At 69.0% G+C, this 26,594-nt stretch carries 26 protein-coding genes; 11 read left to right on the top strand and 15 right to left on the bottom strand.

The features are described from left to right. Window positions 1-71: 71 nt before the first annotated feature. On the bottom strand, window positions 72-848 hold the full coding sequence (locus tag C6Y44_RS07375; RefSeq protein ID WP_159418859.1) for an SDR family NAD(P)-dependent oxidoreductase: 777 nt from the start codon (window positions 846-848) through the stop codon (window positions 72-74). Window positions 849-926: 78 nt separating this feature from the next. Here C6Y44_RS07375 and C6Y44_RS07370 point away from each other — a divergent pair, with 78 nt between their 5' ends. Then, window positions 927-1,697 (top strand): deoxyribonuclease IV, encoded by a 771-nt coding sequence (locus C6Y44_RS07370; RefSeq protein WP_120281916.1) that lies wholly within the window; start codon window positions 927-929, stop codon window positions 1,695-1,697. 99 nt (window positions 1,698-1,796) lie between these two features. Here the strand turns inward: C6Y44_RS07370 and C6Y44_RS07365 are convergent, their stop codons facing one another. Genes C6Y44_RS07365 through C6Y44_RS07355 form a run of 3 tightly spaced genes read right to left on the bottom strand, consistent with a single transcriptional unit; the run spans window position 1,797 to window position 3,894 of the window. Beyond that, on the bottom strand, window positions 1,797-2,408 hold the full coding sequence (locus tag C6Y44_RS07365; protein WP_159418860.1) for a TetR/AcrR family transcriptional regulator: 612 nt from the start codon (window positions 2,406-2,408) through the stop codon (window positions 1,797-1,799). Continuing rightward, window positions 2,405-3,160, bottom strand: a complete 756-nt coding sequence (locus C6Y44_RS07360; RefSeq protein WP_159418861.1) for an ABC transporter permease — start codon at window positions 3,158-3,160, stop codon at window positions 2,405-2,407. Before C6Y44_RS07360 ends, C6Y44_RS07365 begins: the two co-directional genes overlap by 4 nt. Then, window positions 3,157-3,894 (bottom strand): ABC transporter ATP-binding protein, encoded by a 738-nt coding sequence (locus tag C6Y44_RS07355; RefSeq protein WP_159418862.1) that lies wholly within the window; start codon window positions 3,892-3,894, stop codon window positions 3,157-3,159. Before C6Y44_RS07355 ends, C6Y44_RS07360 begins: the two co-directional genes overlap by 4 nt. Window positions 3,895-4,017: 123 nt before the next feature. Here C6Y44_RS07355 and C6Y44_RS07350 point away from each other — a divergent pair, with 123 nt between their 5' ends. The 3 genes from C6Y44_RS07350 (at window position 4,018) to C6Y44_RS07340 (ending at window position 6,750) form a co-directional block, all read left to right on the top strand. Next, the gene (locus tag C6Y44_RS07350; RefSeq protein WP_159418863.1) at window positions 4,018-4,608 is read left to right on the top strand and encodes an AMIN-like domain-containing (lipo)protein; all 591 of its coding nucleotides are present in this window, start codon (window positions 4,018-4,020) and stop codon (window positions 4,606-4,608) included. Window positions 4,609-4,696: 88 nt separating this feature from the next. Then, on the top strand, window positions 4,697-6,598 hold the full coding sequence (locus C6Y44_RS07345) for an ABC transporter ATP-binding protein (RefSeq protein WP_159418864.1): 1,902 nt from the start codon (window positions 4,697-4,699) through the stop codon (window positions 6,596-6,598). Then, on the top strand, window positions 6,595-6,750 hold the full coding sequence (locus tag C6Y44_RS07340) for a hypothetical protein (protein WP_159418865.1): 156 nt from the start codon (window positions 6,595-6,597) through the stop codon (window positions 6,748-6,750). Before C6Y44_RS07345 ends, C6Y44_RS07340 begins: the two co-directional genes overlap by 4 nt. Window positions 6,751-6,756: 6 nt before the next feature. Here C6Y44_RS07340 and C6Y44_RS07335 read toward each other — a convergent pair whose 3' ends face one another. Then, a complete protein-coding gene (locus C6Y44_RS07335) occupies window positions 6,757-8,637 on the bottom strand; it encodes a DEAD/DEAH box helicase (protein WP_159418866.1) in 1,881 nt (626 codons plus the stop codon). A gap of 158 nt (window positions 8,638-8,795) precedes the next feature. Between C6Y44_RS07335 and C6Y44_RS07330 the strand changes: the two genes are divergently transcribed. Both C6Y44_RS07330 and C6Y44_RS07325 read left to right on the top strand, forming a co-directional pair. Then, window positions 8,796-10,112: a TrpB-like pyridoxal phosphate-dependent enzyme gene (locus tag C6Y44_RS07330; protein WP_159418867.1), complete on the top strand. Its 1,317-nt coding sequence runs from the start codon at window positions 8,796-8,798 to the stop codon at window positions 10,110-10,112. A 68-nt stretch (window positions 10,113-10,180) separates the two neighbouring features. Continuing rightward, a complete protein-coding gene (locus tag C6Y44_RS07325) occupies window positions 10,181-10,912 on the top strand; it encodes a phosphoribosyltransferase (RefSeq protein ID WP_159418868.1) in 732 nt (243 codons plus the stop codon). Here the strand turns inward: C6Y44_RS07325 and C6Y44_RS07320 are convergent. Beyond that, on the bottom strand, window positions 10,893-11,924 hold the full coding sequence (locus tag C6Y44_RS07320; protein ID WP_159418869.1) for an IS110 family RNA-guided transposase: 1,032 nt from the start codon (window positions 11,922-11,924) through the stop codon (window positions 10,893-10,895). The genes C6Y44_RS07325 and C6Y44_RS07320 overlap by 20 nt on opposite strands. Window positions 11,925-12,281: 357 nt before the next feature. Between C6Y44_RS07320 and C6Y44_RS07315 the strand changes: the two genes are divergently transcribed. After that, window positions 12,282-14,084 (top strand): AMP-dependent synthetase/ligase, encoded by a 1,803-nt coding sequence (locus C6Y44_RS07315; protein ID WP_120281909.1) that lies wholly within the window; start codon window positions 12,282-12,284, stop codon window positions 14,082-14,084. Between the two features lie 65 nt (window positions 14,085-14,149). On the opposite strand, the gene C6Y44_RS07310 is transcribed toward C6Y44_RS07315, so the two are convergent. From C6Y44_RS07310 to C6Y44_RS07300, 3 genes are read right to left on the bottom strand one after another with little or no spacing between them, the layout of a single operon-like run. Beyond that, window positions 14,150-14,782 carry an alpha/beta hydrolase gene (locus tag C6Y44_RS07310; RefSeq protein ID WP_120281908.1) on the bottom strand — a complete coding sequence of 211 codons (633 nt, stop codon included), beginning with the start codon at window positions 14,780-14,782 and terminating at the stop codon, window positions 14,150-14,152. Window positions 14,783-14,810: 28 nt separating this feature from the next. Beyond that, window positions 14,811-16,016, bottom strand: coding sequence for an amino acid deaminase/aldolase (locus tag C6Y44_RS07305; protein ID WP_159418870.1), 1,206 nt, complete (start codon window positions 16,014-16,016; stop codon window positions 14,811-14,813). A 29-nt stretch (window positions 16,017-16,045) separates the two neighbouring features. Next, window positions 16,046-16,690, bottom strand: coding sequence for a TetR/AcrR family transcriptional regulator (locus tag C6Y44_RS07300; RefSeq protein WP_174247063.1), 645 nt, complete (start codon window positions 16,688-16,690; stop codon window positions 16,046-16,048). 75 nt (window positions 16,691-16,765) lie between these two features. Here C6Y44_RS07300 and C6Y44_RS07295 point away from each other — a divergent pair, with 75 nt between their 5' ends. Next, window positions 16,766-18,073, top strand: a complete 1,308-nt coding sequence (locus C6Y44_RS07295) for a D-arabinono-1,4-lactone oxidase (protein WP_159418871.1) — start codon at window positions 16,766-16,768, stop codon at window positions 18,071-18,073. A gap of 27 nt (window positions 18,074-18,100) precedes the next feature. On the opposite strand, the gene C6Y44_RS07290 is transcribed toward C6Y44_RS07295, so the two are convergent. From C6Y44_RS07290 to C6Y44_RS07275, 4 genes are all read right to left on the bottom strand, one after another. Continuing rightward, the gene (locus C6Y44_RS07290) at window positions 18,101-19,033 is read right to left on the bottom strand and encodes an adenosine deaminase (RefSeq protein ID WP_120284082.1); all 933 of its coding nucleotides are present in this window, start codon (window positions 19,031-19,033) and stop codon (window positions 18,101-18,103) included. A gap of 95 nt (window positions 19,034-19,128) precedes the next feature. Then, window positions 19,129-19,890 (bottom strand): crotonase/enoyl-CoA hydratase family protein, encoded by a 762-nt coding sequence (locus tag C6Y44_RS07285; protein WP_060651666.1) that lies wholly within the window; start codon window positions 19,888-19,890, stop codon window positions 19,129-19,131. A 78-nt stretch (window positions 19,891-19,968) separates the two neighbouring features. Further along, the gene (locus tag C6Y44_RS07280) at window positions 19,969-21,012 is read right to left on the bottom strand and encodes a class I adenylate-forming enzyme family protein (protein ID WP_159419290.1); all 1,044 of its coding nucleotides are present in this window, start codon (window positions 21,010-21,012) and stop codon (window positions 19,969-19,971) included. A gap of 132 nt (window positions 21,013-21,144) precedes the next feature. Continuing rightward, window positions 21,145-22,623 (bottom strand): DHA2 family efflux MFS transporter permease subunit, encoded by a 1,479-nt coding sequence (locus tag C6Y44_RS07275; RefSeq protein ID WP_159419291.1) that lies wholly within the window; start codon window positions 22,621-22,623, stop codon window positions 21,145-21,147. 94 nt (window positions 22,624-22,717) lie between these two features. Here C6Y44_RS07275 and C6Y44_RS07270 point away from each other — a divergent pair, with 94 nt between their 5' ends. Both C6Y44_RS07270 and C6Y44_RS07265 read left to right on the top strand, forming a co-directional pair. Next, window positions 22,718-23,413, top strand: coding sequence for a GNAT family N-acetyltransferase (locus tag C6Y44_RS07270; RefSeq protein ID WP_159419292.1), 696 nt, complete (start codon window positions 22,718-22,720; stop codon window positions 23,411-23,413). A gap of 25 nt (window positions 23,414-23,438) precedes the next feature. Continuing rightward, window positions 23,439-24,458, top strand: a complete 1,020-nt coding sequence (locus C6Y44_RS07265; RefSeq protein WP_159418872.1) for a glutathione S-transferase family protein — start codon at window positions 23,439-23,441, stop codon at window positions 24,456-24,458. Window positions 24,459-24,474: 16 nt separating this feature from the next. On the opposite strand, the gene C6Y44_RS07260 is transcribed toward C6Y44_RS07265, so the two are convergent. Beyond that, window positions 24,475-24,939: a VOC family protein gene (locus C6Y44_RS07260; protein WP_159418873.1), complete on the bottom strand. Its 465-nt coding sequence runs from the start codon at window positions 24,937-24,939 to the stop codon at window positions 24,475-24,477. After that, window positions 24,936-25,796, bottom strand: a complete 861-nt coding sequence (locus tag C6Y44_RS07255; protein WP_174247064.1) for an AraC family transcriptional regulator — start codon at window positions 25,794-25,796, stop codon at window positions 24,936-24,938. Before C6Y44_RS07255 ends, C6Y44_RS07260 begins: the two co-directional genes overlap by 4 nt. A 57-nt stretch (window positions 25,797-25,853) precedes the next feature. Here C6Y44_RS07255 and C6Y44_RS07250 point away from each other — a divergent pair, with 57 nt between their 5' ends. Then, the gene (locus tag C6Y44_RS07250) at window positions 25,854-26,588 is read left to right on the top strand and encodes a hypothetical protein (protein WP_159418874.1); all 735 of its coding nucleotides are present in this window, start codon (window positions 25,854-25,856) and stop codon (window positions 26,586-26,588) included. Window positions 26,589-26,594: the final 6 nt, after the last annotated feature.

The following is a 26,594-nucleotide window of genomic DNA, read 5'->3' as shown; positions in this document are numbered from 1 at the left end:
GGGAGCACCGCACCATCGGGGAGGACCCCGATCTTCGATTCGGGGATACGGGCGTATGCCGCGGTGGTGGCTCAGGCCCAGCGTGCCTGACCTCCGTCCAGCGGGATCGTCGCTCCGGTGAGATAGCGTGCGTCGTCGCTCACAATCCACGCCACGGCGCGCCCGATGTCCTCCTCGGGGTCGCCGATACGGCGGAGCGGGATGGACTTCACGAACTCGGCGGCCTCCTCCGGGTTCGTTTCCGTCCACCATTTCAGGCCGGGCGACAAGGCGTGCGGGGCGATGGCGTTGACGCGGATGCCGTCGGTCCCCCATTCCGTTGCCGCGGTGCGGGTGAGCGAGCGCAGCGCCTCCTTGGTCGAGGCGTAGCCGCCGTAGCCGCTCATATCCCAGCGCACCGCCGCGGAGGTGACCATGTTGACGATCGACCCGCCGCCGCGTTCCTTCATGATCGGGTGGACGAGCTGCATGGCGTGCAACGCCGCGAGCGGACCCGAGCGGTACGCCTTCTCCAGCACGGCCGGCTTCAGGTCGAGCAGCGGCCCGAGCGGATTGAAGCTCGCATTGTTGACGAGGATGTCGACACCGCCGAAGGCCCCGACCGTCCGGTCCACCGCAGCGGCGATCGCCTCCGGATCGGCGATGTCGCACACGACCGGCTCGGCGGTGCCACCGAAGGCACGGATCTGCTCGACGGTGTCGATCAGCTTCGACTCGGTCCGGCCGGCGACCGCGATGGCCACGCCTTCGCGGGCCAGCGCGAACGCGACCCCCTGACCGATCCCCTGACCTGCGCCGGTGATCAGCGCGACCCTGCCGTCGAGTTTCCCGCCTTCGAGTGTGCCCATGCGAGGAGTCGAGCAGATTCCGGGCACGTCCGGGTATTGCGGTCCCGGTCGGCGGGACACTGCCCTAACCTGTGGCACATGCGGATAGGTGCGCACGTCCGGCAGGACGACGATCCCATCGGTCAGGGCGAGCATCTCGGTGCCGATCTGGTGCAGGTGTTCCTGTCGGACCCGCAGAAGTGGACGAAGCCCGGTGAGCATCCGCGCACCGAGGAGATCCTCTCGTCGGACGTCGACGTGGTGGTGCACTCGCCGTACGTCATCAACGTGGCGAGCCTGAACAACAGGGTGCGGATGCCGTCGCGCAAGGCCGTCGCCGACCACGCCGAGGCGGCCGCGCGGATCGGCGCGCTCGGGCTGGTCGTCCACGGCGGGCACGTGCGCGCAGGTGAGGACGTCGCCGCCGGGGTCGAGAATTGGCGCAAGCTGTTCGAACGGCAGGAGGACAAGGGCGGGTTCGGGGTGCCGATCCTCGTCGAGAACACCGCGGGCGGCGACTTCGCGATGGCCCGCTACATCGACGCGATCGGGCGGCTGTGGGACGCCATCGGCGACTACGGTCCCGGCTTCTGCCTCGACACCTGCCACGCCTGGGCGGCCGGGGAGGATCTCGTCGGTGTCGTCGAACGGGTGCGGGCGGTCACCGGCCGGATCGACCTGGTGCACCTGAACAATTCGCGTGACGAGTTCGATTCGGCCCGCGACCGGCACGCCAATCTCGCCGACGGGCAGATCGACCCGCAGTTGCTCGCGGAGATCGCGGTGCAGGCCGACGCACCGATCGTGCTCGAGACCCCGGCGGAGGGACTCGCCGAGGACATCGCCTTCCTGCGGGAGCACTCGACCTGACGACGCACTCCGCTCTACGTTTGCGTCGTGCGCGGACCGATGCACCGTGTCGACGGCGCGCTTCTGTCTCCGACCGAAGCGCACGCCGCGAAGCTGCGGTCACATGCCGGGCAGGTCGCCGGTCAGATAGTGCTGCACGGTGGGGGCGACGATCTGGACGAGCTGCTCCGACGGCATCGACGCGAGCGGTTCGAGTCCGATGATGTAGCGCACCAGCATGATCCCGGTCATCTGGGTGGCCACCAGCTCGGCCCGAAGTCTGCCGGTGCCGGCCGGACGATCGATGCGCTCGAACAACGGCGCGAGCGCGACCTCCAGCAGGAACGAGCGGATCAGACCGCTGTCACCGCCTGCGATCTGCGCACGGAACATCGCCACGGCCGCGTCGCGGTGCGGCGAATCCCACACACCCAGAAGGGCGGTCACGAGAGCACGGCCGAGATCCTCGGGTGCGGCCGCGTAGACGGGGGCGAGGACGTCGCGCGGATCGACCGGCAGCGCGATGGACGCGGTGAACAGCTGCAGCTTGGTGCCGAAGTAGTGGTGCACGAGCGCCGGGTCCACCCCGGCACCGGCTGCGACCGCACGCACCGTCGTCTTGTCGAAGCCGTTGGCGGCGAACAGTTCCCGGGCGCTCGCGAGGATGTCGTCGCGCGCGCCCGAATTGCCGGGGCGACGGCCGGGGCGCCGCGCCGCGGCCTCGCTCGTCACGGGGTGCGACGGCGCAGTGTCGCCGCACCGAGCGTGAGGGCCGCGGCGGCGAACACCGCGACGACGATCAGATCCCGCACCATGACGCCGGTGACCCCCGGATTCACGGTGATCTCCTGCAGCGCCTCCACCGCGTAGCTCAACGGCAGTGCGTTGCTGATCCAGCGCAGCCAGTCGGGCAGATCGTCCCGGGCGACAAGCAAACCGCACAGCAGGAACTGCGGGATGACGATCACCGGCATGAACTGCACGGCCTGGAACTCCGTGCGGGCGAAGGCGCTGCACAGCAGACCCAGGGAGACCCCGAGGACGGCGACGAGAACCGCGACGACCAGCACCCACAGCACCGATCCGGCGCTGGTGACGTCGAGCAGCCAGAAGGCCACCACGCAGGCGAGACCGGCCTGGACGGCCGCCGCGAGCGAGAAGGCGCTGCCGTAACCGGCGAGCAGGTCGAGTTTCGTCAACGGTGTCGTGAGGAGTCGTTCGAGGGTGCCCGAACTGCGCTCGCGTTGCATCGCGATGGAGGTGACCAGGAACATCACGACGAACGGGAGGATCCCGAGCATCGTGACGGCGATCCGGTCGAACAGCGAGACTCCGCCCGGACCGGTGGGGGCGTTCTGGTACATGAAGTACAGCAGCGTCATCAGCAGGCTCGGGACGAGCACGATCATCGCGACGGTGCGATGGTCGGCCCGCAGCTGACGCAGGATGCGGGTGGTCGTGGTGGCATAGATGACGGCGCTCACGGTCGTGCTCCCGTCCGATTCCGGATGAGTCGGAGAAAAGCGTTCTCGAGGCCCGTCTCCCCCGTCTGTTCGCGCAGTTCGACCGGGGTCAGCTGGGCCACCAGCCGGCCTTCGCGCAGGAGGACGAGCTCGTCGCAGTGGTCGGCCTCGTCCATGACGTGGCTCGACACGAGCAGGGTGGTGCCGCGGTCGGCGAGCGCGCGGAAGTGCTCCCACAGCTCGGCGCGCAGCAGTGGATCGAGCCCGACGGTGGGTTCGTCGAGCACGAGGAGTTCGGGATCGCCCACCAGCGCGCACGCGAGCGACACCCGGCCGAGCTGGCCGCCGGAGAGCGCCGCCGTCCGGTTGTCGGCGTGGTCGGCGAGCCCGACCGCCGCGAGGGTGTCGGCGACCGCGGAGCCCTTCCGCCCGTAGAGGGAGCCGAAATAGGAGACGTTCTCGGTGACGGTCAGGTCGGGGTAGACGCTCGGCGACTGGGTGACGTATCCGATGCGGCGGCGCAGTTCGGCGCTGCCCGCAGGCAGGCCCAGCACCGTGACCGTGCCGGATTCGACGATCTGCGTGCCGACGACCGCGCGCATCAGGGTGGTCTTCCCGCAGCCCGAGGGGCCGAGCAGTCCCGTGATCGAACCGCGCGGGACGCGCACGTTCACGCCCTCGAGAGCTCGGTGCGTGCCGCGCCGGACGTGCAGGTCGCGGATGTCGACGGCGCCCGACATGTGGTCGATGTTCATGATCCACTCAATTCATCGAGTGTTGAAATCATCCTCGGATGAAGTGTGCGCCCCACGTCTCGATCCGGTCAACCCCGCGAGCGTCGCCGGGCCCCTCCGGCGCTCCGACGTACCATGAGCCCCATGAAGCACACGCGTCTCGCCCTGGCCGTCACCGCAACAGCACTGGTCCTGGCGGGATGCTCCGCCGGCGGCGACGAACCCGCACCCTCCCCCGCCGTCTCGGTCGACACGCCGACGTCCTCGGCTCCCGAGACCACCACCTCCGACGACGTCCCGCGCGACGCGCGCGAGAAGGTCTCGCCGGCCGGAGAGGGCGCGAAACTCACCGTCGTCGACATCCGCACCGGACGTCACGAGGGCTTCGACCGCGTGGTCTACGAACTCGGCGGCGAGGGGACACCGGGATGGCGGGTCGGCTATGTCGACGAGCCGCTCCAGCAGGGCAGCGGCAACGAGGTCCCCGTCGCGGGCGACGCCGTGCTGCAGGTGCTCATCGACGGCTCGGCCTATCCGTTCGACAGCGGTGTCGAGCAGTACGACGGCCCGGATCCCGTGGTCGCCGATGCCGGCGGGTCCGTGGTGGAGGTCAGCGGGTCCGGTGTCTTCGAAGGTGTCACCCAGTCGTTCATCGGTGTCGCCGCGCACGGCACCCCGTTCTCGGTGTACTCCCTCACCGGACCGACCCGCGTGGTGATCGACGTGGCCCGCTGACGCCTCGTCCTGTCGTGGTCCGAGCCTAGGCTTGACCTCGAGCGCACTCGAGGTCCTAGCCTCGGCTGCGACCGAGGAGGCCGACACCATGAGCATGGAAGTCACCGCGTGGAACGCGATGTACAACGCGATGCACGCCGAGAGCGACCGCAGGCCGTTCTCCCGAGCGAGCCTGCGGCGGATCGCCGAGTTCGCCCGGCCGCACCGCCGCAACATCACCTTCTATCTCGTCCTGAGCGTGACCATCGCGGCGCTCGGCGTCGCGACACCGGTACTCGCGGGGCGGGTGATCGACGCGATCGTCGACGGCGCCGCGGTCTCGGTCGTGGTGCTGCTCGCGGTGATCATCGCCGCGATCGCACTGATCGAAGCCGGCCTCGGGATCGCGAACCGCTGGTTGTCGGCGAGCATCGGCGAGGATCTCATCCTCGACCTGCGCACCACGGTCTTCGACCACGTGCAACGCATGCCCGTCGCCTTCTTCACGAGAACCCGCACGGGTGCGCTCGTCTCGCGCCTGAACAACGACGTCATCGGTGCACAGCGCGCCTTCAGCGACACCCTCTCCGGCGTGGTGGGCAATATCGTCACCCTCGCGATCACCCTCGTGGTGATGGTCGGGATCTCCTGGCAGATCACACTTCTCGCACTGCTGCTGCTCCCGATCTTCGTGGTCCCCGCCCGGCACATGGGCGCCCGGCTCGCGCAGCTCAGCCGGGAGGCCGCCAACCACAACTCGGTGATGAACACGCAGATGACCGAACGGTTCTCGGCTCCGGGCGCCACCCTGGTCAAGCTGTTCGGCCGTCCGGCGCAGGAGTCGAGGGAGTTCGCCGTCCGGGCGACGCGGGTCCGCGACATCGGGGTGCGCACCGCGATGCTGCAGAGCGTGTTCGTCACGGCCCTGACACTGGTGTCCGCGCTCGCGCTCGCGCTCGTCTACGGCCTCGGCGGTTTCTACGCCCTGCGCGATCAACTCGATCCCGGTTCGGTGGTCGCGATGGCGATGCTCCTCACGCGCCTGTACTCGCCGCTGACCGCGCTGGCCAGTGCCCGCATGGACGTCATGAGTGCGATGGTGAGCTTCGAGCGGGTCTTCGAGATCCTCGATCTGAAACCGCTGATCGAGCAGTCGCCCGACGCCCGGCCGGTTCCCGACGGTCCGGTCTCGGTGGAACTCCGGGATGTCGGCTTCGCGTATCCGTCCGCCGACAAGGTCTCGCTCGCCTCCCTCGAGGAGGTCGCGGTCCTCGATTCCCGAGGTGGCGAAGAGGTGCTGCACGACGTGTCGTTCCGCGTGGAGCCGGGCCGGATGGTCGCGCTGGTCGGATCGTCCGGTGCGGGGAAATCGACCATCGCCCAACTGATCCCGCGACTGTACGATGTCGATTCCGGCGCCGTGCTGCTCGGCGGAGCGGACGTCCGCGAACTCACCGCCGATTCGATCCGCGCGACGGTCGGGCTCGTCACCCAGGACGGTCACCTGTTCCACGACACGGTCCGCAACAACCTGCTGCTCGCCCGCCCCGGAGCCGGCGAGGACGAACTGTGGGACGCCCTGCGTCGCGCTCGCCTCGAGTCCCTGATCGCGTCGTTGCCGAACGGACTCGACACGGTCGTCGGCGAACGCGGCTACCGGCTCTCGGGTGGTGAGCGTCAGCGGCTGACGATCGCACGGCTGCTGCTCGCCCATCCGCGGGTGGTGATCCTGGACGAGGCCACCGCGCACCTCGATTCGACCTCGGAGGCCGCCGTGCAGGAGGCGTTGACCGAGGCGCTCGAGGGTCGCACGTCGGTGGTCATCGCACACCGCCTCTCGACCATCCGCGCCGCCGACGAGATCCTCGTCGTCGAGGCCGGTCGCATCGTCGAACGCGGCAACCACGACGATCTCCTGGCGGCGGGTGGCCGCTACGCGGAGCTGTACCGCACGCAGTTCGCCGATTCGGGACCGAAGGTGTCGGCCGCAGCGCCCGTACTCGACGCATGAGCGTCCGCGAACGCGACCTGCTGCTGCCGCTGTTCTACGACCAGTGCGATGCCGTGCGCAACGCACCGGTCGCCACCGGCGGCCGGGTCAGCGGCGACAATCGTCGCGATGCCGATCCGGTCGCCGCCTCGATATACCGAACGACGGGCTGATCGAGGTCAGTCGCGGTAGCCGCCGCGACCACCCCGGTCGCTGCGGTCGCTGCGGTGCGTGAAGTCGCCGGAGCGGCCACCACGGCTCTCGCCGTACTCGCGCTTGCCCCCGCGATCACGCTTGCCCTGATCGCGACGGTCTCCCCCGCGCCGATCGTCGCCGCGACGGTCGTCGCGTCCGCGATACGAGCTGGGACGTCCGGACGGTGCACCGGAGTCGGGCTGCAGCTGGATGAGCACGCCCGAGATGCGGGTGGAGCGCAGCGCATCGAGGGTCTGCGGCGACAGATCCTTCGGCAGCTCGACGAGGCTGTGGTCGGCACGGATGCTGATGTGCCCGAAATCGCCGCGGCGCAGACCGCCCTCGTTGGCGATGGCACCGACGATCGCACCGGGCTGCACGCGGTGACGCTTGCCCACGGCGATGCGGTAGGTGGTCATCTCCTGGCCGTCGCGACCGACCTTCGGCCCGTCGTCGAAACGACGCGGCGGACGCTCGCGCGGTTCGCGCTCGCGGCGCGGCGGTGCGACCGGCTCGGGTTCGGCCTCCATGAGGAACGACTCGCCGTCGCGAGACAGCACCGCCAGCGCGGCCGCGATGTCGGCGAGCGGCACGTCGTGCTCGCGCTCGTAGTCCTCGATGAACGTGCGGAACAGCTGCAGGTGATCGGAGGCGAGCGCCTCGGTGATCGAGTCGTTGAACTTCGACACGCGCTGGGCGTTGACGTCCTCGACGGTGGGCAGCTGCATCTCTGCGAGGGGCTGGCGGGTGGCCCGCTCGATCGCCTTGAGCAGGTGCCGCTCACGCGGAGCGACGAACAGCAGCGCGTCGCCGGTGCGGCCGGCGCGACCCGTGCGGCCGATGCGGTGCACGTACGACTCGGTGTCGTGAGGGATGTCGTAGTTGACGACGTGGCTGATGCGCTCGACGTCGAGACCACGCGCGGCGACGTCGGTGGCGACGAGGATGTCGAGCGTGCCGTTCTTGAGCTGGTTGATCGTGCGCTCGCGCTGGGCCTGCACGATGTCGCCGTTGATGGCGGCGGCGGAGAAACCGCGGGCCCGCAGGCGCTCGGCCAGGTCCTCGGTGGCCTGCTTCGTGCGCACGAAGATGATCATGGCCTCGAAGGTCTCGACCTCGAGGATTCGGGTCAGCGCGTCGAGCTTGCGCTGATGGGAGACGAGAACCCAGCGCTGGGAGATGTTCGCCGACGTCGTCGTCTTCGACTTGACGGTGATCTCCTGCGGATCCTTCAGGTACTGCTTCGACAGCCGGCGGATCGCGCCCGGCATGGTCGCGGAGAACAGCGCGACCTGCTTGGTGTCGGGGGTGTCGGCGAGGATGCGCTCGACGTCCTCCTGGAAGCCCATGGTGAGCATCTCGTCGGCCTCGTCGAGGACGAGGAACTCGAGCTCGGAGATGTCGAGGGTGCCCTTGGCGAGGTGATCGATCACACGTCCGGGGGTACCGACGATGACCTGGGCGCCGCGGCGGAGACCGGACAGCTGTACACCGTATGCCTGGCCGCCGTAGATGGGCAGGACGGACAGGCCCGGGATATGGACGGAATACTTACCGAAAGCCTCCGCGACCTGCAGCGCGAGCTCTCGGGTGGGCGCCAGCACCAGCGCCTGGGGCCGCTTCACGGAGGTGTCGATACGCGAGAGGATCGGCACTGCGAAGGCGGCGGTCTTGCCGGTGCCGGTCTGAGCGAGACCGACGACGTCCCGTCCCTCCAGCAGCGGTGGGATGGTCGCCGCCTGGATCGGCGACGGGGACTCGTAACCCACGTCCGAAAGAGCTTGCAGCACACGGGCATCGATGTCGAGATCGGCAAACGTGAGAGCTGCGGTCTCCTGGTCGGGGGCGTCTTGAATTTCACTCATTTGACCAGCAGTTTATCGGATGGACCCACCTCTTCGCGCCCGGACCCGGCTACGACCTGGGCTCGAGCGCGCGAATAATGGCACACCCCACGCCGCCGCCTCCATCCGGGGCGCGTCACACTGGGCGGGTTCCGTGCCCCCGACCGAAGGATTCCACAGTGACGGCTCCCCCTTCCTCGCACGTGTCCGCGACATCCCCGTCCGTCGCCGATTCGGGCATTCCGACGCACTGGTACAACATCGTCGGCGACCTCGAGGTGGCCCCGCCGCCGCACCTGCACCCGGGCACCCGCGAGCCGATCACCGCCGACGATCTCGCGCCGCTGTTCGCCTCGGGGCTGATCGCGCAGGAGCTGTCGACCGAGACCGACATCGAGATCCCGGAGGCCGTGCGCGAGGTCTACGCCGGTTACCGCTCCACTCCCCTGTTCCGCGCCCGCTCGTTCGAGAAGGCACTCGGCACCCCGGCCCGCATCTACGTCAAGTACGAGGGCGTGAGCCCGGTGGGCAGCCACAAGGTGAATTCGGCGGTGGCCCAGGCGTACTACAACTCGCTCGACGGCGTCACCCGACTGACGACGGAAACAGGTGCGGGACAGTGGGGTTCTGCCCTGTCGTTCGCGTGCGCGAAGTTCGGTATCGATCTCGAGGTGTGGCAGGTCCGCGCCTCCTACGACTCGAAGCCCTACCGCCGTTTCCTCATCGAGACCTACGGCGGCACAGTTCATCCCAGCCCGTCCGATCTGACGGAGGCCGGTCGCGCCGTCCTCGCCGAACATCCGGACACTCCCGGCTCGCTCGGCATCGCGGTGTCGGAGGCCGTGGAGGTCGCGGTGAAGGACGCCGCCGCCCGCTACACCCTCGGCAGCGTGCTCAATCACGTGGTGCTGCACCAGACCGTCATCGGCCTCGAGGCCGTGGAGCAGTTGCGGGCCGCGGGCGAGGACCAGGCAGATGTGGTCTTCGGTTGCGCAGGTGGCGGTTCGAACCTCGCCGGCCTGTCGTTCCCGTTCCTGCGCGAGGTCATCCACGAGCGGGCGACGACGCGCGTCGTGGCCGTCGAGCCCTCGGCGTGCCCGTCGATCACCCGCGGTGAGTACCGCTACGACCACGGCGACATCGCGGGCCTGACGCCGTTGCTGAAGATGCATACCCTCGGCCAGGACTTCATCCCGGATCCGATCCACGCCGGCGGGCTGCGGTACCACGGCATGGCACCGTTGCTCAGCCACACGGTCGAGCTCGGTTACGTGCAGGGACGGTCCGTGGCACAGACCGATGCCTTCTCCGCGGCGGTGCTCTTCGCCCGGAACGAGGGCATCGTGCCGGCGCCGGAGTCGTCGCACGCGATCGCCGCGGCCGCGGAGTACGCACGGGGCCTCACCGAGCCCGAGGTGATCGTGATCGGCCTGTCCGGCCACGGTCAGCTCGATCTGCCCGCCTACCACTCCTACCTGTCGGGCGAGCTCGACTGAGATCCCCATCGGTCCGTCCGGGCGGCGAATGCTCGCCCCGCCCGGGCGGACCGTCCCATACTGGAGGCGTGCGGTACGCCACGCGCGAGGAGGCGGGCCGGCGACTCGCCCGGTCGGCCGGGCACCTGCGCGACGCCGACCCGGTGGTTCTCGCACTTCCCCGTGGCGGCATCCCCGTCGCCCGCGAACTCGCCGCCGCCCTCGACGCACCCCTGGATGTCCTCGTCGTCCGCAAACTGGGCGTGCCGTGGCATCCGGAACTCGCGATGGGCGCGATCGCCGAAGGCCCGACCACCGAGTCCGGGGAGGCGGCAGGCGAGGGCGTCTTCCGGGTCCTCAACGAGGACGTGATCCGGCGCGGGCGGATAGCCCCCGAATCCGTCGACAACATCGAGAGACGCGAACTCGCCGAACTGGCCCGCCGCGCCGATTTCCTGCGCGCGGGTCGCGCCCGCGTACCACTGGCAGGCCGCACGGCGGTCGTCGTCGACGACGGGGTGGCCACGGGCGCGACGGCGGCGGTGGCCTGTCTCGCTGCGCGCGCATCCGGCGCCGACCGAGTCGTCCTTGCGGTGCCGGTGGCTTCCCCGGAAGCACTGCGCCGAGTGGGCCGGGTGGCCGATGAGGTGATCTGCCCCTGGACACCGGTGGACACCGACAGCGTCGGCGCTGCTTACAAGGATTTCCACCAGCTCGGCGACGACGAGGCCGTCCGCCTCCTCCGCGATACCGGTACTTCGGGTACCGGAAAAACCGACGAGACTATCCCTAGCTCCTCTGTCAAGCGGCAAGGTCCATAAGTGATGATTGGTCCGCGACCATCGCTCGGAAGACGACATCCGACAACCGGCGTTTGAGGACGCGGAGTGCTTCCATCCCGCCATCCCCGCCTGCCTTCCGGCGAGCCAAGAGAGCGCGTGCGTCCTCATGGCAACGCGCCTGAGTGAGCGCGATCCGGTGTATCGCGGCGTTGAGTTGTCGGTTTCCCGTGCGTGAGAGTCGATGTCGAGCATGATTCGACGACCACACCGGTAGCGGTGCAGTTCCGTTGTGCCGGGCGAAGGAGTCCTTGGAACGGAACCGGTCGATACCGGCGGTCTCACCGATGATCTTCGCTGCGGTCAACGCGGCGCAACCGGGGATCGCCAATAACGACGGCGCCAGCATCGTCGTTCGGGAAGTGATCTCCGCGGCGAGCTCATCGATCTCGACGGTGAGACGACGCAGGTGTTCAACAAGACGCAGAGCCAAGTCCGCGACCAACCCGGAGAACGTCGCAACGTGCGCCCCTATCTTGTCGAAAGCGCTGGTCCGATCCAGTTTCGTGGGCGGTCGCCAGGCCGGGTCGAGTTCGTGGAGGTGCCACCGCAGTCGGGAGATGATGCGGGTGCGTTCGGCGACGAGGTCCTCCCGGTGGTCGACCAGCAATCGAATCTCGCGGTCGGCGCCGTCGAGGCGGGCTACGGGTAGATCCGGCTCGCGCAGTGCTGCGCGGGCGACTGCGAGAGCATCGATGGGATCGGATTTGCCGTAGGTGCGGGCAGCATCACGCGCATTCGCCATCAGTTTCGGCGGTACCCGGACCACTCGTTCACCGGCAGCGAGCAGATCTCGTTCGAGTCGGCGGCTCAGGTGCCGGCAGTCCTCGATCGCCCAGAGGCGGTCGTCGCCGTGTTCGGTCGCCCACTGCAGCAGGGCCAGGTGGTCTTTGCTGGTGGTGCCAACGGTTTTCGTCGATAGGTGCCGCCCCGCCTGATCGGCGGCGACGGCGGTGTGGGTGCGCTTGTGTGCGTCGATTCCGATGACCATCATGGTGGTATGTCTCCTGCCCAGGTAGCGGGTGGGTGGCAGGGGCCGGTCGATCGGCATATCCCAGTGGGGGCGACGCCACGCTCCTCTCAAGCCAGATCGGCCGGTCCGCTTTGTGTCGACCGGCCGCACTACGGACACAAGCCACGAAGGCGTAGATAACGGTGGAGCGAACCGGTCGACACCATCAAGCGTGACACTGGGATAGTGGTAATCCTCGTTACCGGCGGGTAGCATTGTTACGTAGATCACTGCTTATCGGACTGTAAAAAAGGGGCAAATCAGTCCGAGGGGTAATGCATTTCCCAATGACATGTGATGCAATGCACACCGACAGTATCTAACGATGGAGGGGTCACAGTGAGTGAGATTGCCGTGCCACAGTCGTTCTCGATCCCCGAGAACACGTCGATGGCCGACAGCGTCTTCCGCCACGAGAAGGAGTCGCCGGAGTTCGTGCCGTTCGAGCGGCTGGTCGACGGCAAGTGGGTTCCCGTCACCGCGCGTCAGTTCGCATCCGAGGTACGCGCCGTGGCGAAGGGCCTGATGGCGTCGGGCATCGAACTCGGCGATCGCGTCGCGGTGCTGGCGGCGACCCGCTACGAGTGGGTGCTCCTCGACTACGCGATCTGGACCGCGGGCGGTGCCACCGTCGCGATCTACGAAACGTCGTCGGCCGACCAGGCCCAGTGGATCCTCGAGGACTCCGGAACCAAGCTGCTCATCGTCGAGAACTCCGGTCACGTCGACACGGTCCGCGAGGTCGCCGAGAACGCCCCGACCGTGCGTGAGGTCCTGCAGATCGAGCCCGCGCCGGGCGGCAAGAGCGCGGTCGACGAACTCATCGCACGCGGCGCGGCGGTCACCGACGAGCAGGTCGAGGAACGGCGCAACTCGGTCACGGCCGAATCCGCTGCGACCCTCATCTACACCTCCGGCACCACGGGCCGGCCGAAGGGCGTGCAGCTCAAGCACCGTCACTTCGCCTCCGAGTCCGCCGCCTGCGGTCTCGCCCTGCCCGATTCGATGCACGAGGGTCAGCGCACCCTGCTGTTCATCCCGATGGCGCACGTCTTCGCCCGCCTGATCTCCTTCGCGGCCTTCGACAGCAAGGTCACCGTGGGCCACACCTCCGACCTGTCGACGCTGCTCGATCAGTTCGCGGTCTTCAAGCCGAACTTCATCCTGTCGGTGCCCCGCGTGTTCGAGAAGGTCTACAACTCGGCCAAGCAGAAGGCCTACGACGGCGGCAAGGGCAAGATCTTCGAGAAGGCCTCCGACGTCGCGATCGAGTACAGCAAGGCACTCGAGAACGGCGGCCCCGGCCTCGCCCTGAAGATCCAGCACTTCGTCTTCGACAAGCTGGTCTACGGCAAGCTCAAGGCCGCGCTCGGCGGCAACGTCACGCGTGCCGTCTCGGGCGGCGCCGCACTCGGCGCACGTCTCGGCCACTTCTTCCGCGGTGTCGGCGTCACCATCTACGAGGGTTACGGTCTGACGGAGACCACCGGCGGCATCATCATGAACACCCCGGCAGCTCAGAAGATCGGCACCGTCGGCAAGCCGTTCAACGGCTGCGCGGCGAAGATCGCCGAGGACGGCGAACTGCTGCTCAAGGGTCCCCAGGTGTTCGACGGTTACTGGCAGAACGACAAGGCCACCGACGAAGCCATTCGCGACGGCTGGTTCCACACCGGCGACATCGGTGCGATCGACGAGGACGGCTTCATCTCGATCACCGGCCGCAAGAAGGAACTCATCGTCACCGCGGGTGGCAAGAACGTCGCGCCGGCCGTCCTCGAGGATTCGCTGCGCGCCCACCCGCTGATCAGCCAGGTCATCGTGGTCGGCGATTCCAAGCCGTTCGTCGGCGCGCTGATCACTCTCGATCCGGAGGCACTGCCGGGCTGGCTCGAGCGCCACAACCTGCCGGCGGGCACGACGGTCGCGGAACTGATCAAGAACCCCGACCTGATCGCCGAGATCGACGAGGCCGTCGCCGAGACCAACAAGAAGGTCTCGAAGGCCGAGTCGATCCGCAAGTACCGCATCCTCGAGACCGACTTCAGCATCGAGAGCGGTGAGCTGACCCCGACGCTCAAGCTCAAGCGGAACATCATCCACGACAAGCACGGCGCCGAGATCGCAGCGATCTACAACTGACGCTTCGAACACACCGGGCCCCTCGCAACCGCGAGGGGCCCGGTCGTCTTCCGGGGACTGCGGTGTCAGACGGCCAGGCCGCCCACGAACCCGGCGACGTCCGAGGTCACCCTGCGATGGACGGGCTCGTGGAGCAGGTCGTGCCCGGCATCGGGATAGTCGAGCAGCTGCGCCCGCGGCACCGCCGCCGCCCAGTCGCGCACCGGATCGATCGGGGCGAGCCGATCGTCGACGCCGTGGACCAGCAGGACCGGCAGATCGCTCGTGCGAAGCGCTTCGGCCGTCGCCGGCAGCGCCGCGGTGCGCGGCGTACCGCACAGGACGACGCCCGCGAAACGGGTGCCGCTGGACGCGCCGGACGCCAGCGCCGTCAGGACGGTTGCCGCACCGAGGGAATGTCCCATGGCCACCAGGGGCAGACCCGACTCGGCGGCGATCCCGGCGAGCACGCCGAAGTCCTCGGCGTGGCGCCCGACGTCGCCGGGTGAGCCGAGTTCTCCTTCCGAGAGTCCGTGGCCGGCGAGGTCGAGTCCCCACAGTGCGATGCCGTGGGCCGCGAGACCGGACGCGAAACGGTGGTAGTGCCCGGTGTGCTGCCCGAAGCCGTGGGCGAACACGACAGCGGCACGCGCATCCTCGACCGGCCAGGACCGCCAGTGGACCCGGCCGACCGATCCGGGGAAGAACGTCAACGGCATGGAACTCATTCTCGCCGGAGGCGAGAGGTCACCAGCAGCCGCCCTCACCGCGGTAGGTGGGCACCTCGGTGCGTCCGTGCTCGTCGACGAGATACACCCGGTCGAACCTCTCGCACAGTTCGCCGGCCTTCGCGTGACGGAACCACACCCGTCCCCCGATGCGGATCGACGCGGCCGCGCGACCGCGGACCGGGGTCTGCACCTCCCCCGCGCCCTCCGTCCCCAGCAGTTTCAGCCCCGCGGGCCGGACCGGACGCGGGACCCGCGAGGCCCCGGCCGGGCCGGATGCGATGTATCCGCCGCCGAACAACGTCGTGATCGACGGTGCCGGTTTCCGCACGGCGGGTAGCGCGAAGAACATCGACGGTGTCGGAGTGAACGCGCGGTAACCGTCGAACAGGGTGGGAACGTACAGTCCCGATCCCGCCGTGGCCTCGGTGACGACCCGGTCGGCGGTGGTCACCTCGAGCGACCCGGTGCCGCCGCCGTTGACCAGTTCGAGTTCGCCCACGATCGTTCGGACCGCGTCGACCACGGCGCGTCGGCGTGAGGCGAGTTCCCGAGCCGACAGGCCCTTGACGAGCCGAACCGGTAGCGACGAGTCGGGCAGACCCGCGATCTGGGCCTCGTAGAACATCACGCCGACGACGTCGAACCCGGCGTCCTCGGCGCGACGGGCCAGCTCGGCCGCGCTCGCGGGGGTGCGTATCGGCGAACGCCGCACCCCGAGGTGGACCGGACCCACCCGCAGCGACGCATCGATGTCCAGGCAGACCCTCGGGCGGAAGTCGTTCTTCCCCGGTGCCTCACGAGCTGCCCCACGGATGATGCGAAGGTGCTCCGCCGAATCGATCATGAGCGTGATCGCCTGTGCCGCTTCGGACGACGCCGCGAGATGCCCGAGCGCCGTCCGGTCGACCGTCGGATATCCCATCAGGATGTCGCGGGCGCCGCGCTCGACGAGCCACAGTGCCTCGCGCAGCGAATACGTCATGATGCCGCGAAAGCCACCGCGGGCGGTCAGCTCCGGACCCAGGACCTCGGACAGGACGGCGCGGCAGCGCACCGACTTGCTCGCGACCCGCACGGGCACACCGTTCGCGCGGCGGATCAGGTCGTCGGCGTTGCGTCGCAGGGTGGGCAGATCGACGGCGGCGAACGGCGGGTCGAGGTCGGCCGTCGCCGCCTGCACCCGGTCGAGGGCGTCGTCGTGAGCGGAAGCCGCACGGAGCACGGGCGATCCCTTCGAAAGGTCGGGTCGGGTCAGGAACGTTCTACGGCACGGGTCGCGATGATGTCGGCGACGACTCCCAGTTCGGCCGTGGCCGCCTCACCGTCGCGATCGACGAGCCACCGGAGCACGACTCCGTCGAGCGCGGACAGCGACAGTCGTGCGAGCGTCCCGGTGGGCAGCGACCATTCGAGACCGCATCGCTCGGCGCACGTGTCGAGGAACAGCCGAGCCTGCTCGTCCATCAGGCGGTACTGCTCCACGGCGATGTCGCCGCTGGCGGGACTGCCGTCGGTGCGGTGCCGGAGCGAGTAGGCGGTGATCTCGTAGGTGAGGGTCTGCAACCCCGGCGTGGATTCGATGGCCGACCACATGGCGCGAAGACCGGTGTGGAGCATCGAGCGGAGACACTCGACGCCGCCGGTCTGCTGCGTGTCCTCGGGCACGTCGAAGGCCGCGTGCATGGCTCCGGCGAGTTCGCCGACGACGGCGTTCGCCATGGCGACGACGAGGTCTTCCTTGCTGTCGAAACAGTAGTGGACGACACCCAGTGACACCCCGGCCTTCTCGGCGACGGCGCGGACCGTGACAGCTCCCACTCCCCCGCCTTCCGCCAGTTCCAGTGCCGCAGCCACGAGTTGGGTGCGACGCTCGTCAGCAGGCAACCGATTCGGCATGACCTGATGGTAGAGGTCGGGAAAGATTCGCGAGCAGGTGTTGACCTGGACGCTCGTCCAGGTCGAAGATGAGGCATGGCCACCTGGCGCAACTGGGCGCGTACCGAGAGCGCGACACCCCGCCGTTTCGAGACCCCCGGCGATGTCGACGACCTCGCGCGCGTCGTCGCCCGCGCCTCCGAACAGGGCGAACACGTCAAGGCCGTGGGCGCCGGGCACTCGTTCACCGGCGCGGCCGTCACCGACGGCACACTGATCTCGCTCGACCGGATGTCCGGTCTCGTCGCGGTGGAACCGTCGGCCACCGGCGCGCGTGTCACCGTTCGGGCGGGGACGCGACTGCGCGATCTGAGCGACCTGCTGTGGGCACAGGGCCTCGCCGTACCGAATCTCGGCGACATCGACGTCCAGTCCGTCGCCGGCGCGATCTCGACCGGCACCCACGGCACCGGTGCGACCTTCCGCGGACTGGCGGCAGCCGTGTGCGGCGCGACGATCGTGCTCGCCGACGGCCGGATCGTCGACTGCTCCCCCGAGCACGAACCCGACCTGTTCGAGGCCGCCCGGCTCGGAGTCGGCGCCCTCGGCGTGCTCGCCACCGTCACGCTCGACTGTGTCCCCGCATTCCGCCTGCGCGCGGAGGAAGCACCCTCCTCGCTCCGCACGACACTCGATGCCCTCGACCAATTACGCAGCGGTGTCGACCATTTCGAGTTCTACTGGTTCCCGCACACCGACGGAGTGCTCATCAAACGCAACACCCGCCTCCCCGGTGAGACACCGGTGCAGCCGGTCGGGCGGGTGCGCACCCTCCTCGACGACGAACTGCTCTCCAACGGTGCCTTCGCGCTCTTCCAGCAGGTCGAGACGCGGATTCCCGCCACCATCCCGGCGCTGAACCGGGTCGCGTCACGGGCGTTGTCCCCGCGCACCTTCGTCGACCGCAGCTACCGGGTGTTCGCGTCCATCCGCCGGGTGCGGTTCCGGGAGATGGAGTACGCGCTCCCCGCCGAGCACCTTCCAGCGGTTCTGCGCGAGATCGATGCGTGGCTGCAGCGTAAGGACGTTCGCGTCGGTTTTCCGGTGGAGGTGCGGTTCGCGCGGGGCGACGACGTGTGGTTGTCCACGGCCCACGGCCGCGACACCGCCTATGTGGCCGTGCACCAGTACCATCGGCGCGACCACACGGCCTACTTCGACGGTGTCGAGCCGATCCTGCGTGCCGCGCAGGGCCGCCCGCACTGGGGCAAGCTGCATTCCCTGACCGCGGACGATCTGCGCGAGCTCTACCCTCGGTTCGACGACTTCCTCGCCGTGCGCGACCGTGTGGATCCGCACCGCACCTTCACGAACCCGTATCTGCGCCGCGTCCTGGGCGAGTGACGCCCGGGCAGACTCACCTGGACGGACTCAGAGGAAGGCGGCATCCCACGAATTGCGCCGGAGCACATCCCGCTCGGCGTCGGTGAGACCCAGCTGATCCTTCAGCCCTGCGAGGTTGTCGTCGACGTAACCACCGAAATAGGCGGGATCGTCCGAGTGCACGCTCACCGACAGGCCCGCCTCGAGCATGCGGCGCAGCGGATGGTCGGCGAGCGTATCCACCACGCGGAGGCGGACATTCGAGAACGGGCAGACGGTGAGCGGAATACTCTCGTCGACCAGGCGCGCGACAAGTTCGGGATCCTCGAGCGAGCGGATGCCGTGGTCGATGCGCTCGGCGCCGAGGAGGTCGAGCGCCTGCCAGACGTATTCCGGAGGTCCCTCCTCCCCCGCGTGCGCCGTGATATGCAGCCCTTCGGCCCGCGCCCGTGCGAAGACGTCCTCGAACAGCGACGGCGGGTGGCCGACCTCCGCCGAGTCCAGGCCGAGGGCGATGATCGGCGCGCCGAGGCGCAGCAGTTCGCCGAACACCTCGTGGGCTTCGGGCACGGGGCGATCGCGCACGATCGACGCGATCATCGCCGCATCGACCCCGAACTCCCGGTGTGCACCGGCGACCGCGTCGGAAAGCCCGGCCACGACCTCGGGCAGCGGAACACCGCGCGAGGTGTGGGCCTGCGGATCGAAGAAGAACTCCGCGCGGGTGACGCCCGCCCGCGCCGCACGAGCGAAATAGGCGCGGGCGAGGTCGGCGAAGTCCTGCGCGGTGCGCAGAACCTCCATGTTCGCGTAGTACAGGTCGAGGAACGACTGCAGATCGGTGAATTGGTAGCGGCTGCGCAGATCGTCGAGATCGCGATAGGGCAGCTCGATGCGGTTCCGCTCGGCGAGGGCGAGGATCAGTTCGGGTTCGAGCGTGCCCTCGATGTGCACGTGCAGTTCTGCGAATCCGTCGGTCACCTGATCCTCGCCATCTGTCGTTCCTTCGCCCTCGAGTGTCCGGCCGGTCAGCGGCCCTTCCGCACCGGAGCTCAGCGCCCCTTCCACACCGGAGCTCAGCGACCCTTCCACACAGGAGGCCGCTTCTCGGCGAAGGCGGTGGCGCCTTCACGCGCGTCCTCCGAGGTGAACACGGGTGCCATGATCTCCATCTGCTTCGCGAACGCCTCCTCGCTCGACCAGTCGGCCGAGCGGACGATGATCTCCTTGGTCGCCGCCACGGCGAGCGGTCCGTTCGCCGTGATGCGCTCGGCCAGTTCGAATGCACCCTCGAGTGCCCCACCGGGTTCGGTGAGGCGATTGACGAAACCGTATCCGTAGCCTTCCTCGGCGGTGAACGCGTCCCCGGTGAGAGCGAGTTCGAGGGCCTTCTGGTAGGGGATGCGCGACGGCAGGCGCAGCAGGCCACCGCCACCGGCGACGAGGCCGCGCTTGACCTCCGGAATGCCGAACTTCGCGTCCTTCGCGGCGACGACGAGATCGGTGGCCAGGACGAGTTCGGTTCCGCCGGCGAGGGCGAATCCTTCGACGGCGGAGATGAGCGGCTTGCGCGGCGGCGCCTCCGTGAAACCGAGACCCTTACCGGGCACCACCACGTTCTCGCCGGCGACGAACGCCTTGAGGTCCATGCCCGCGCAGAAGTTGCCGCCGGCGCCGGTGAGCACACCGACCGACAGGGAGTCGTCGCTGTCGAGCTGGTCGACCGCCTCGGCGAGCGCGTGGCTCACGGCGGCGTTGACGGCGTTGCGTGCCTCGGGCCGGTTGATGGTGATGACGAGAACGCGATCGCGTCGTTCGAGCAGGACTACGTCGGACATGGACACACCTCTCCACTACGGAAAATGCCGGTTCATCCGGTTACAGGCTGTATACCCGACGAGAACCTGTTGCAGGGTTCACGACACCCGGACGGCGATCTGCTCGACGAAGCCCTCGTCGTCGATGCGCACTTGATCGCCTGTGCGGAACCAGCCGTCGTCCGTGAATGTCTCGTCCGAGGCGCACGGATCGCGCCAGTAGCGGCGGGCCACGCTCGGTCCGCGACAGAGCAGTTCGCCCATGCCGTGCTCGGCATCGGGCCCGAGCAGCGCGACCTCGATCCCTCCGAACGGCACGCCGACACTGCGGGGATGGCGGGAGCGGTGTTCCGAGGGCAGCAGCAGACCGATCCCGCCCGTCTCGGCGACACCCCATCCCCGCACGAAGCGCGAGGCGGGGAAGGCGGCGCGGAGATGACGCCACGGTGCGCGGATCACGCGGGATCCCGAGACCACGACGGTCCCTCCGAAGGCGAGCGTGGGCAGCAACTGGACGCTGCATCCGACCGCCGTGGACAGCGGCGCCGTCAGCACGGTCCGCACGCCGTCGCCGACGAGATCCATCGCGTGGGCGACGGCCTCGATCGTCGACAGCACGTTGGTGTTGGTCAGTTCGACGCCGCGCAGCCCACCACCGGCGACGCGCACGTAGTAGAGGACCGCGAGTTCGTCCGGTGACGCACCTCCGTCGAGGAAGGCGACGCCGTCGGGCAGGTCGGAGTCCAGGGTGAGTACCGCACCGCTGTGGACCTCGATCTCCGCCGCTTCCTCGGGGCTGCAGCTCGGGTCGGGGAGCACCGGGACGCCCCCGGCAAGGACCACGCCGAGGAACCCGATCAACCAGCGGACCCCGTTCGGCTGACAGATGACCACCCGATCGGCGGGGCCGACTCCCTGATCGAGGAGACCACCGGCGACGCGGGCGGCGGCGGCCCACAGTTCGCGGTAGGCGAGTGTGCGGCCGCACCGGTCGACGACCGCGACGCGGTTCGCGAAACGCAGCGCACTCCGGTCGAGCAGCTCGGCGAGGCACGGCTCCAGGCAGTCGTACTGGAGGATGCCGCTGTCGCGGCGAGTGACCCGATCGTCCCGGAGCCACCGACTCCCTGCAGGAATTTCCACTACGGCCACCGACATGCCACCTCCCGCCCGGCGTGCGTGCCTGCACTATATGGCGCGGATCACAGCCATGTGAGGAAACGGCGGGTCACGGACAACCGGAAAGGTGCCACAGGGTGGTCGTCGGAACGTCCGTCAGGCGCTCGCTGCCGCCGAACGCTCTTCGGCGGCGCGCTGCTCCTTCTGGCTTGCGGGACGGTCGAAGGCGAGTACGGCCACGAGCCCGATGAGCAGGATGCCTGCGGGCAGCCACAACGATTCGGCCATCGCCGCGGCGAACGGTTCGCGCAGGGGCTCCGGCAGGACCGCGCCGGACGTCTCCATCTCCGCCACACCTCCTCCTCCCCCGCCGACACCGTTGGCACTCAACCGCGCCGCCATGATCGCGCCGAGAGCGGCACTGCCCATCACCGCGCCCACCTGACGCGTCGTGTTGTACACACCGGAACCCGCCCCGGCCCGGCTCGGTGCGAGACCGTTCGTCGCGGTGGCGGAGAGCGGCGACCAGATGCCCGCGTTCGCTACTCCGATCAGGGCGATCGGCAGCAACAACTGCCAGATCTCCGCGTCGGGAGTCATCACCAGCGCGAGCCAACCCAGCCCGATCGTGAGCAGCGAGAAGCCGGTGCCGGCGATCAGCCGCGGATGGACCCGGTCGACGAGCCTGCCCACGAGCGGCGCGAGCACACCGCTGAACACCGCCATCGGCACCATGAGCATCGCGGCGCCGGTCGGGCTCAGACCGCGCACCGACTGGGCGTAGAACATGATCGGCAGCATGACGCCGGTGATGGCGAATCCCATCGTCGCGATGCCGATGTTCGCCAGCCCGAAGTTGCGGTCCCGGAACAGCGACAACGGTACGAGCGGTTCACCGCGGTTGCGCGACTGCTGGGCGACGAACACGACGAGCAACACGATGCCCAGTCCGATCAGCGCCCACACGCGGGCGGTCCACTCGAACGAGTTGCCCTCCTGGATCCCGAACACGAGACAGAACAGGCCGGCACCGCTGAGCAGCATGCCGAGCACGTCGAACCGGTGCGGGCTCGTGGGCAGCACCGGCACGTACCGCACGGCGAGCGCGAACCCGACGATCCCGACGGGCACGTTCACGAAGAAGATCCACTCCCAGCCCAGTCCGTCGACCAGGACACCGCCGGCGAGCGGCCCGACGAGTGTCGCGACCCCGGCCACGGCGCCCCACAGGCCCATCGCGGTCCCGCGCCGCTCACGCGGGAAGATCCGCGTCACCACGGCCATGGTCTGCGGCGACATGAGCGCCGCGCCGAACCCCTGGAACACGCGGGCGACGATGAGCATCTCGATCGTCGACGAGAAACCGCACCACAACGATGCGATCGTGAACAGCACCAGCCCGCAGAGGTAGACCCGGCGCTGACCGAAGCGGTCACCGAGGCGACCCGTCACGAGCAGCGGCACCGCATAGGCGAGCAGATATGCGCTCGTGACCCACACGACTGCAGCGATGTCGGCTCCGAAGGTCCGCATGATCGCCGGGTTGGCGACGGCGACGATCGTGCTGTCCACCAGGATCATGAAGAAGCCCAGGCACAGGGCGCCCAACGCCGCCCATCGGGCACCGTCGGACATCTCCACCGCCACATCGGACCCGCGTTCGCGCGTGCCCACCTCGCTGTCGTCGCTCACCGGACCTCTCCCCTCGTCGGCGGTCTACGGTAGCGGGGTGGACCCGCACATCTCGAGCATCGCCGCCCTCGCGTGGTGTCGTGCACTGGGCCTACCCGACGGCGCTCTCGTCGAACCCGGGTGCGTCACGCGCATCGACGACTCGGTCCGCGACGTCCGACTGCTCGCCGTGGAACGCACCACCGCGATCGTCGGACCCGGCACCGCGGTCTTCCGCCTCGCGGCCGAACCCGACCCGGCCGAGATCGACGCCCCGAACGCCGAGCTCGTCGTCGCAGGCCACGCGGGTCGCACGGAGATCCTCGCTCTGTGCACCGACTGGATCGACGCGACACGCGTCGAGAACCCGCTCATCTCCGACGACCCCGAGGACCTCGCCGAGCTACTGCGGTGCTGCCCGCCCGACGACGTCACCGAGGCAGAACTGTCGCCGACGGGACCGTCGCGCGTGTTCGTGTTGCTCGACGACGATCACCGTCCCCTCGCCGGCGCGGCCTACAGCGAACTCGGGTCGTTGCTGGCCGACGTGCGGGTGCTGACGACACCGCCGGCGCGCCGGCTCGGGCTCGCCTCGACGGTCGCGACGCTGGCGACCCACGACGCGCTCGATGCCGGACTCGTCCCGCTGGCCCGCATGCGCCGCGACAACCGCGGTGCCCGGACGGTCGCGGCGGTGTCGGGATACGACATCTGGGGAACCCTCGTGACGGTTCGGGTTCCACCCGGGAAGTGACGAGTGTGCGCGGAAGGATGCGTAGGTGACCGAGAACAAGTACGTCGAGCCGGGTGCGGAGTTCACCCGGGACACCAACTACATCCCCACCCGCATCACCGCGGACGGGCGCGACGGCTATCCCGTCGAGTCGGGGCGGTACCGGCTCGTCGCCGCCCGGGCGTGTCCGTGGGCCAACCGCACCCTGATCGTGCGGCGGCTGCTCGGTCTCGAGGACGCTCTGTCGCTGGGACTGTGCGGCCCGACGCACGACGAGCGCAGCTGGACGTTCGACCTCGACCCGGGTGGGGTCGACCCCGTCCTCGGCATCCCGCGACTGCAGGACGCGTACTTCGCGCGCTTCCCGGGATACGACCGCGGCATCACCGTCCCGGCCGTCGTCGACGTGCCCACCGGGCAGGTCGTGACGAACGACTACCCGCAGATCACCCTCGACTTCTCCACCGAGTGGACGCAGTTCCACCGCGAGGGCGCCCCTGATCTGTATCCGGAGGAGCTGCGGGACGAGATCGACGAGGTGGCGGAACTCGTCTACCAGGACGTCAACAACGGCGTGTACCGGTGCGGTTTCGCCGGTTCGCAGGAGTCCTACGACAAGGCCTTCGATCGGCTCTTCGCCCGCCTCGACTGGCTCGAGGAACGCCTCGGGGCGCAGCGCTATCTCGTGGGCGAGACCATCACCGAGGCCGATGTGCGCCTGTTCACCACGCTCGTCCGGTTCGATCCCGTCTACCACGGGCACTTCAAGTGCAACCGGAACCGGCTGGCGGACTTCCCGGCGCTGTGGGCCTATGCGCGCGATCTGTTCCAGACACCCGGCTTCGGCGACACCATCGACTTCGTGCAGATCAAGCAGCACTACTATCTCGTGCACACCGACGTCAATCCCACGGGCATCGTGCCGAAGGGACCGGACCTGTCGAACTGGCTCGATCCGCACGGCCGTGAGGCGCTCGGCGGGCGGCCGTTCGGGGACGGCACACCGCCGCCCCCGCCGCGTCCGAGCGAGGTGGTCCCCGAAGGGCACGGCGCGGTCGCCCGCTGATCCCCTGCGACGGTTCCTACGGCCGACGGGGTCGGTAGGTGCCGATCGTCCAGTACACGCCGTGCGGGTCGCGGCAGGTGAACCCGTGCGATCCGTAGTCCTCGTCGCGGAGTTCGACGGTCACGGTCGCGCGGACCGCCGGGTCCTCCGCCTGCGCCGAGGCGAGCACCCTCTCGTACAGGGCATCGACGGTGACGTCGTCGGGAAGCACGAGATAGGCGGTGCCCTTGTCGGCGTGCTGGTCGAGCGGCGACCCGCGACCGGTCGAGCCGAGCATGACCCCTCCGCCGTGCGGCCAGAGCAGGGCTGCGTGGTCGACGCGGTCCCCTTCCCCGTAGACCTCCGCTTCGGCGAACCCGAGGGTCTCCACGAGGAAACGGATCGCGCCCCGGGCGTCGGTGTAGGCGAAGCACGGCCACACCGTGTCGAGGGTGGGTGCGACGGTGGCCGACTGCTGCGTGGAATTCGTTGTGTTCGTCATGCCTCCGAGTGTCGGCCCGGAACGTCTCGATCGTCTTGGACGAATGGGAACACCTCGTCCTCGAGCCACCGCGACGGCGGGACGCCCGCCAGATCGCGCCAGTCGCGGGCGAGATGCGCCTGGTCGTAGAAGCCGCACTCGGCGGCGACATCGGCGAGGCGGCGGCCGGGGTCGGCCCGCAGCATCCGTCGCGACCGGTCGAAGCGTGCCACCCGGGCCACGTCCTTCGGGGACAGTCCGAACTCGGCGGCGCACCGGTTCGCGAGGTGTCGCCTGCTCCATCCGAGTTCGTCCGCGACGGCACCGACCGGGCGGGCCGGGTCCGTCACGAGCAGGTGCCAGGCGTGGACGAGGTGCCCGTCCGGGCTCGTCGACCGTGCGGAGACCAGGCGGCGGGTGAGAATCCGGTCGAGGACGGCGAACCGCTCGTCCCACGATTCGGCCGCGGAGATCCGGTCGAACAACTCCCGGCCGTCGGCGCCGATGACGTCCTCGAGATCGACGGCCCACGGACCGAGCGCGGCGGCGGGCGCACCGAGCAGGGCGCGGGCACCCGCGGGGGTGAGCGCGAGTTGGATCCCGTGCTGCCGTCCGTGGTGGACGATGGGCACCGGTTGCGTCGACAACCCTCCGGCGAGCGTGTCGAAACGTTCCGGGCACCGTCCGTCGCCCCGCGAGAGTTCGACGGGTTCGGAGATCGTGAGGATTACGGTGACCTCCGGAGAGGGCATACCCAGATGGGTCCCCGGCGGGAAACCGTCGAGCCGATACCCCTCGTACGACCGTACGTAGGGTGTCAGCAGGGGTGTCGGACGCCGCCTGGCGCCGTCCGACACACCGACTGCGGACCCGGTCATGGCACCAGCGTAGTGAGAGCAGTCCGGAAGACAAGAGCACCGGAGAACAGGGGCACGATGAGCAACAAGGCAGGCGTCGCAGAGGCCTTTATCGTCAAGATGCTGGACAACGGCGCGAGGCTGCAGGGCCCTGCGGTGGCCAAGTACGTCGATCTCATGCGGCGCTCGCACCCCGACGAGTCCCCGGCGCAGATCATCGAGCGGCTCGAGAAGCAGTTCCTGCTGACCGTCACCGGCAGCGGGTCCGCGGCGGGCGCGACCGCTGCCTTCCCCGGCATCGGGACACTCGCGGCCATCGGCGCGGTCGGCGCCGAGACGGCTTTCTTCTTCGAGGCGTCCGCGCTGCTCACCCTGGCCATCGCGTCGGTGCACGGGATCGAACCCCACAACCACGAGCAGCGCCGCGCGCTGGTGCTCGCCGTCTCCCTCGGTGACGCCGGCCGGGAGATCGTCGCGACCGCGACCGGCGCGTCGCTGCGGAACTGGCCCAAGGCCCTGACCACCGGCGCGGGAGGCACCCAGCTGAAGACGCTGAACAATTCCCTGGTCAAGAAGTTCATCCGCCGGTACTTCGCCAAGCGCAGTCCGCTGCTGATCGGCAAGCTCGTCCCCGCGGGCATCGGTGCCGCGATCGGTGGCGTCGGCAACCGTGCGCTGGGCAAGCGCACTATCCAGAACGCCCGCGACGCCTTCGGTCCGCCTCCGGCCACGTGGCCCGCCGCCCGTCCCGTTCTCCCGGCGAGCGGAGAGACACCGGCGCTCGACGCCGGTGTTCCGGTCCCGAAGGACTGACCGTGC

The sequence above is a fragment of the Rhodococcus rhodochrous genome (assembly GCF_014854695.1).
Lineage (GTDB): Bacteria > Actinomycetota > Actinomycetes > Mycobacteriales > Mycobacteriaceae > Rhodococcus.
This window is presented reverse-complemented; position numbering and strand designations above follow the sequence as displayed.

Excerpts from the sequence above, each read along its gene's own strand:
- C6Y44_RS07250 (WP_159418874.1), top strand. The coding sequence starts at position 25,854 with ATGAGCAACAAGGCAGGCGTCGCAGAGGCCTTTATCGTCAAGATGCTG.
- C6Y44_RS07370 (WP_120281916.1), top strand. The coding sequence starts at position 927 with ATGCGGATAGGTGCGCACGTCCGGCAGGACGACGATCCCATCGGTCAG.
- C6Y44_RS07375 (WP_159418859.1), bottom strand. The coding sequence starts at position 848 with ATGGGCACACTCGAAGGCGGGAAACTCGACGGCAGGGTCGCGCTGATC.
- C6Y44_RS07310 (WP_120281908.1), bottom strand. The coding sequence starts at position 14,782 with ATGCCGTTGACGTTCTTCCCCGGATCGGTCGGCCGGGTCCACTGGCGG.
- C6Y44_RS07255 (WP_174247064.1), bottom strand. The coding sequence starts at position 25,796 with ATGACCGGGTCCGCAGTCGGTGTGTCGGACGGCGCCAGGCGGCGTCCG.
- C6Y44_RS07300 (WP_174247063.1), bottom strand. The coding sequence starts at position 16,690 with ATGCCGAATCGGTTGCCTGCTGACGAGCGTCGCACCCAACTCGTGGCT.
- C6Y44_RS07335 (WP_159418866.1), bottom strand. The coding sequence starts at position 8,637 with ATGAGTGAAATTCAAGACGCCCCCGACCAGGAGACCGCAGCTCTCACG.
- C6Y44_RS07260 (WP_159418873.1), bottom strand. The coding sequence starts at position 24,939 with ATGACGAACACAACGAATTCCACGCAGCAGTCGGCCACCGTCGCACCC.
- C6Y44_RS07345 (WP_159418864.1), top strand. The coding sequence starts at position 4,697 with ATGAGCATGGAAGTCACCGCGTGGAACGCGATGTACAACGCGATGCAC.
- C6Y44_RS07355 (WP_159418862.1), bottom strand. The coding sequence starts at position 3,894 with ATGAACATCGACCACATGTCGGGCGCCGTCGACATCCGCGACCTGCAC.
- C6Y44_RS07340 (WP_159418865.1), top strand. The coding sequence starts at position 6,595 with ATGAGCGTCCGCGAACGCGACCTGCTGCTGCCGCTGTTCTACGACCAG.
- C6Y44_RS07320 (WP_159418869.1), bottom strand. The coding sequence starts at position 11,924 with ATGATGGTCATCGGAATCGACGCACACAAGCGCACCCACACCGCCGTC.
- C6Y44_RS07275 (WP_159419291.1), bottom strand. The coding sequence starts at position 22,623 with ATGTCCGACGGTGCCCGATGGGCGGCGTTGGGCGCCCTGTGCCTGGGC.
- C6Y44_RS07285 (WP_060651666.1), bottom strand. The coding sequence starts at position 19,890 with ATGTCCGACGTAGTCCTGCTCGAACGACGCGATCGCGTTCTCGTCATC.
- C6Y44_RS07295 (WP_159418871.1), top strand. The coding sequence starts at position 16,766 with ATGGCCACCTGGCGCAACTGGGCGCGTACCGAGAGCGCGACACCCCGC.
- C6Y44_RS07350 (WP_159418863.1), top strand. The coding sequence starts at position 4,018 with ATGAAGCACACGCGTCTCGCCCTGGCCGTCACCGCAACAGCACTGGTC.